At 57.9% G+C, this 5218-nt stretch carries 7 protein-coding genes; 4 read left to right on the forward strand and 3 right to left on the reverse strand.

What is annotated here, in order from left to right; genetic code table 11:
• Window positions 1-39 precede the first annotated feature (39 nt).
• The 3 genes from DI606_RS19350 to DI606_RS19360 form a co-directional block, all read right to left on the reverse strand.
• The gene (locus tag DI606_RS19350; protein ID WP_293985569.1) at window positions 40-237 is read right to left on the reverse strand and encodes an RNA polymerase sigma factor; all 198 of its coding nucleotides are present in this window, start codon (window positions 235-237) and stop codon (window positions 40-42) included.
• Window positions 234-722 (reverse strand): hypothetical protein, encoded by a 489-nt coding sequence (locus DI606_RS19355; RefSeq protein WP_293985571.1) that lies wholly within the window; start codon window positions 720-722, stop codon window positions 234-236. The genes DI606_RS19350 and DI606_RS19355 overlap by 4 nt, the downstream gene beginning before the upstream one ends.
• A 220-nt stretch (window positions 723-942) precedes the next feature.
• Window positions 943-1863 (reverse strand): HEPN domain-containing protein, encoded by a 921-nt coding sequence (locus DI606_RS19360; protein WP_293985573.1) that lies wholly within the window; start codon window positions 1861-1863, stop codon window positions 943-945.
• Between the two features lie 630 nt (window positions 1864-2493).
• Here DI606_RS19360 and DI606_RS19365 point away from each other — a divergent pair.
• The 4 genes from DI606_RS19365 (at window position 2494) to DI606_RS19380 (ending at window position 5137) form a co-directional block, all read left to right on the forward strand.
• The gene (locus DI606_RS19365; protein ID WP_293985575.1) at window positions 2494-2916 is read left to right on the forward strand and encodes a hypothetical protein; all 423 of its coding nucleotides are present in this window, start codon (window positions 2494-2496) and stop codon (window positions 2914-2916) included.
• A gap of 8 nt (window positions 2917-2924) precedes the next feature.
• Window positions 2925-4217, forward strand: a complete 1293-nt coding sequence (locus DI606_RS19370; protein WP_293985577.1) for a hypothetical protein — start codon at window positions 2925-2927, stop codon at window positions 4215-4217.
• A gap of 246 nt (window positions 4218-4463) precedes the next feature.
• Complete coding sequence (locus DI606_RS19375) at window positions 4464-4781, forward strand: hypothetical protein (protein ID WP_293985579.1); 318 nt, start codon at window positions 4464-4466, stop codon at window positions 4779-4781.
• A complete protein-coding gene (locus DI606_RS19380; RefSeq protein ID WP_293985581.1) occupies window positions 4778-5137 on the forward strand; it encodes an AAA family ATPase in 360 nt (119 codons plus the stop codon). The genes DI606_RS19375 and DI606_RS19380 overlap by 4 nt, the downstream gene beginning before the upstream one ends.
• Window positions 5138-5218 lie beyond the last annotated feature (81 nt).

Raw genomic sequence — 5218 nt, forward strand, 5'->3', positions numbered from 1 at the left:
ACTTCTCAGTGGAAATTACTGGCCTCCCCGGGTCACTTCTCAGCGGCAATCAACAAGATAGGCTGGCGGATTTTCGATATGTTCGACAACGCCCGCAGCGAACAGCTTTATGAAAACTTCCTGCGCGAGATCGGGGGCATCGTCCCCTCCCACCCGCTTTCGGAAGAAACGCAGGACGCGCGCATATTCCGCCCGGTAAAGTGCCTCGAAGGCTGCCGTAGAACTGGAGGGGCTCATTGCCTTGCCTCCCGACGTTCGCGTTCATTCAACGGTGCGTCGCGCGAAGCGCGGTAGAGCGTGATGCCCGCCTCGATGCGGTCGAGGATGAAGGTATCGCGCTCGATCCTGGCGATGCGGATGTCGGCCTTTGAATAGATATCGAGATCGACCGCGCACCGATTGCCCAGTTCGCTGTCAATGACATCGCGCACCCGCTGCCAGCAGCGCTCGTCTTTGAAGGCAGGATGGTTGACGACGATCCAGAATTCATAATCCGAGAACTGGATTGTTTGCCGGTCCTCATACCAGGAGCGGCGTGCATAGGGACCAATCAGGACGATCCGACTGATCTTCCCCGGTCGGGGTGCCTGGACCTTTTCGGATTCGAAGCAGGCGCGAATGATACGCGCGATGCGCTCGATCTCGTTCTGCTTGCGCCAGACCAGATGGCTGATGCGCGCCATCACGACTTCGCGCGCGTAAACGTCGATAGGGGGTGTCATTTGCAGCTCGCACACCGGCGGTCCGCGCGTCTGGGCGCGGATGGTGCAAGCGGTGTTCGCTGCGTGCCGTCCTTGCGGCTTGCAGCAACTGCCCGACCGGAGGGGCCGGACCTACATGATGCCTGGCAGGGTTATCCCCGGGATGGCCGCCAGTCCTTCCATCTCGTGCCGCCGAATATGCCAGACAGGAGGAATCCGGGCAAGCTGTCAAGCGGGATCACTATTTCCCGGCGGCGGCTTCCAATTCGGCAATCCGTTCCGAGCAGACCTGATGGACCACGCGGCCCAGTTCCTCGACGCGATCACCGAGCCAAGCCAGTTCTTCCTCACTGATCCGGTAGTGCCTGGAATAGCGGGCTTTGGTGTAGGCTTCCTTCAGCTTCTGGAATTTTGCGCGTTCGGCGTGCGTGGCTTCCGGCCATATGCCATAGAGGCGGCGGTCCAGCCCTTCGGCCAGCGATCGCAGGAAGGCGATATTATGATTATATGGCGTGTAGAAAGTCAGGGTGAGCAATAGGCCCTGATAGAGACGTTCAGCCGCCTGATGAAGGTCGAAGGCGGCCTTTTTCCAATCGCCATGTCTACGAGCGTCGGCGTAGCCACGAAAGAAGCTAGCTCCACCCGAGCAGTTCTCTTCAAAATACTCTCTTGCAGTGTCGAGCGCCTGCTGGGGTGTCTTCGGCTTGGGCGTCGCCAATTCGCTGCCGCCCGTCTCGTAAAGCGCGATCCCGTCGTTGGCGACTTCCATGAAGAAGACGCGGCCATGGGCGAGGCCGTCATTCACCTCGTGCAGCGAATGGACAATGAAATTGACCGGCGTACGCAACGTCTTCTCGATCGTGTAGGCGCGGATCAGCCGCTCCTCGGCCTTCGCCCAGTAGGCCGCCCGGTCGGTCAGTTCCTTCTGGCTGACGATGACGAGGATATCGTAGTCGGACTTGTACTGGTTCGCCGACAGCGGCGCATCCACCCAGTCACCCCGCGCATGGCTGCCAAAGAGGACAATCTTCAGGATGCGCGCGCCCTTCCGGGGGCCCGTGGCATTCCCGATCGCGTCGCGAAATTCTTCAAAAATAACCTCAACGATGCGCTCAAGCTCGCGCTGCTTTGCCGCAGGAAGATGGTCGATATCGGTGCGCATTAGCCGGGATTCTTTCGGCATCCGCCGTTGTTTGGCAAGCGCAATTGCAGCGAGGCTATTGCATAAAGATCAAGGCGTTCGAAACCTGTCGTCCATTCTTCGGGGGGTGAAGTAGGAACGTTTGGGTCGGGGGGCGAACCCGCTATTCCTGGCTGACTTGCCAGTAACGGCTTCTGACGAGAGCGATAGTGACACTCAGTCATCCTGAGCGTACCAAGCTGCCGCGCGCCTTTAAGTCGTGAGCTTTAGATAGCCCAAACAGATGTCCTGAGCATAGCACTTTCAACAAATATAAGCTTTACATCACAGCGCAGATCCTTTGGATCATCCGCGTCGAGAGATTGGATCCCTATCCGGTTTCTTCCGGAATTTCCTCGATGAGGAGCCGTCGTGTCTCGTGTCGTAGGACTCATGTTCTAATTGCAAGGCGATATCATAAGATTACTAGCTTCGCCTGCAATGAACTTGACGCGAATCAGAACCGGTTGCAGGCATTTATCCGTACCGTATCGACGAGCAGTTCCCCTGACCCTAACGCGCAAACCTCCGTCCCGACGCAAGCGGGCCCGATCGGCAGAGAACGATCCGCGACGGCTATTGGAGCCACCACCTTCTCCCCAGGCCCGAGGATTGCTTGCTGCCAAAGCTGGCTTTGGTCCCTATTCTAAACACAAGAGGCACCCACACCTTTACAACCTGAAGCCTTACGAAGGCGAGGATGAAGATCCAACTTATTGCGACGAACATGCGGACTTCGGACCTGGAGATATCCCACGCGCCTTGCCGCTCTTAAAACGGGGGATCGCCGCGGGTCTTTTCGGCAAAGGCACTAAGAAGGGCGATCCGAGTTTGTTATGGACGGTCGACGATAATGGATGGATTTACGAGGCGCAGATCACCAATCCGGGCTACGGCATGTATCATGCCTATCCAGTGCTTCCGAACGAAGCGATCGCTGGGAAGGTGTTGATGCGTTATGCTACCTATGTCACGGAACAGAATGATCCAGTCCTCGATTTGTCCCTCGTTGCTGCCAGGAAGCGCTACCAGTGATCCCAGACATGCTCATCGTTGACGCTCGCTGGCCAAAAACGCCGGCCGTCGGAGCGCGCGACGTGGCGGAGGTACGTATCGCAGCGCATGGAGAGCCGCTGACGCGTTTCCTCGATATCGAAAACGGCGGCCAACGGGATCATTTCCGGGCGTCAGCTGTCTCTCTTGCTTTCTGGCTCGCCGACAATTGGTGGCGGCTGCGCTACGAATGCCTCGATGGCTCGACTCCCTCGGTGAATTGGCGGCTACGTCACGAGCTGAGTTCGGCGTCGGGGGGGACGTTCTGGCCGCCTCTCATGATCCACAGCTCCGGCGAGAACGTCCAGTTCACACCTGCTTTCTCTCGGCATCTGGAGACCTCCCCTCTTCGTTATCTTGCACCAGATACGACCTCGGTCTCAGGTCGAGCCTTCGAAGACGGAATCGATCGCTTTTTCGATCAGGTTCTGGATACCTGCGCTTCCGCGCTCGACGGTACTGCCATCACCGAACTGATCGCCACCTTGCGTGACGAGCGTGCCGACAAAGCACTAGCTAGCTGGCGACGGGTCGAGGCTCGGCTTGGCTATGATCCCGACACGGTACCGGAGCCAATAATGCGGGCGCTTGGGAGATTGGAACGCCGCGTAGGTTCCTCTGCGATAGAAGAAGCCGCGTCAGCTACCCCCGGCTCACGCTCGGCGGTAGCCCTTGAGAATGCCCTCAGCGCTGCAGAGGCCTCGGAAGTCATGGTTGACCTAAGCGCCGCCCATGGCCTGATGTCGCCCGCAAACGACACGCACCCCTTGGCACCTTGGGAGATGGGCCGGAGGGCAGCCCAATATCTGCGTCGCCAGCGGGACTTTGGTCTAGGGCCAATTCGGTTGAAAGCGTTTTCTGAGCTGCTAGGCGCAACAAAGGAGACGTTAGCTCGTCCTGCGACAGCGCGAAAACTCCCCTACAGCGCGCGTGTCGAGAAGAAGGCAAATCAGCAAAAGATCGCGCTCGGGTCTGTCGTGTCACGCGACCGACGCTTCGAACTCTCCTGCGCCCTCGGTGATGAGATTTGGTCGAATTCTAAATTTGGGATTATCAGCAAAGCCAAGACCGACCGTCAAAAATTTCAGCGCGCCTTTGCTCAAAACCTGCTCGCTCCGTTTGACGGCATCCGTCAGCACCTCGATATTGATAATCTTGATGATCTTGCGATCGATGGCGTCGCCAAGACCTTCCACGTCCATCCGAACGTTATCAAACGGGTACTGATCCTGGAGCGGGTGTTGCCACGCCAGACACTCGATGAACGAATTGAGGCGGCCTGATCCCGGCCGCGCAGAGGATGCAGCAGTCCGATTGATAATGGGATCCTGTTTAGACTTGCTCGGAGGGTTGTTTGGAAGGCCGAAGGCTCCAAGGAAAAGTGGCCGTTATGCTTTTCCAAAGTCTCTGTCATCGCCGTGGACCGCTCATCCAAACGCGTGATGGCAGGGCCACCCGGCAAAGTCCCGCTGACGTTGGTCCGCCCCATCTGCAATTCGCGTTGATCAGAGCGGCGACGGGGCCCAAGCATGGATCATGCGGTGATCGTCTTGATATTGGACGCCAAGGGAAGCATCGACCGTCCGCGCTTGCACTTACTTACGGCGACAGTCTTTGCTAATCAGAATGCTAAGGGGGATTCTGCCCAGATGTCGAATGATTTGGAAGACGCGGCGCTCGTGGCGTCACTCGAGCGTGAGGCTAGCCTCACACCGGGAATATTGGCGCGCTTGCTCGCACTGGAAGTCGACTTTCCCGATCTGAATGGCCGGGGCGTACGTCGCAATCTCTACCGCGCGATCGAAGATTTGCTTGATGCGGCCGCGGACCGCACTGAGGCGCCGTGAAGTTCGAGGCGATCACGATACAGAACATGTTCGCTTACGGGGGCGAGCCTTCGACGATAGACCTCTCCGGTTGCAGCGAGGAGAGGAACATCGTCGTGATCTCGGGGGCAAACGGCGCTGGCAAGACAAGCTTGCTAAACGCGATAAAGCTCCTGTTCCTCGGACTGAACAATGAGGAGCTCAGGCGCGTAGGTTTAGCTGGCTCTCCCCTCACGCCAAAACAGTATGTCAACGGCGTTTCAGGGCGATGGTATGGTGTGTTCAACAACACAGCTGGGCTTGCAGACACTGCAAAGGTGGCGCTTAGCTGGTTCGACGGTGATGGTCGCAGGGTCCAGGCTGTTGATTGCCGCTGAGAAGTGACCCGGGGAGGCCAGTAATTTCCACTGAGAAGTGACCCATGTTTGAACACGTCCCTTAGCTTTGAGCGGGGGACC

It is taken from the genome of Sphingobium sp. (assembly GCF_003248505.1).
GTDB lineage: Bacteria > Pseudomonadota > Alphaproteobacteria > Sphingomonadales > Sphingomonadaceae > Sphingobium.

Bases quoted from the DNA above. Each gene is read 5' to 3' on its own strand.
- DI606_RS19360 (WP_293985573.1), bottom strand. From the start codon at position 1,863: ATGCGCACCGATATCGACCATCTTCCTGCGGCAAAGCAGCGCGAGCTT.
- DI606_RS19375 (WP_293985579.1), top strand. From the start codon at position 4,464: ATGGATCATGCGGTGATCGTCTTGATATTGGACGCCAAGGGAAGCATC.
- DI606_RS19370 (WP_293985577.1), top strand. From the start codon at position 2,925: ATGCTCATCGTTGACGCTCGCTGGCCAAAAACGCCGGCCGTCGGAGCG.
- DI606_RS19350 (WP_293985569.1), bottom strand. From the start codon at position 237: ATGAGCCCCTCCAGTTCTACGGCAGCCTTCGAGGCACTTTACCGGGCG.
- DI606_RS19355 (WP_293985571.1), bottom strand. From the start codon at position 722: ATGACACCCCCTATCGACGTTTACGCGCGCGAAGTCGTGATGGCGCGC.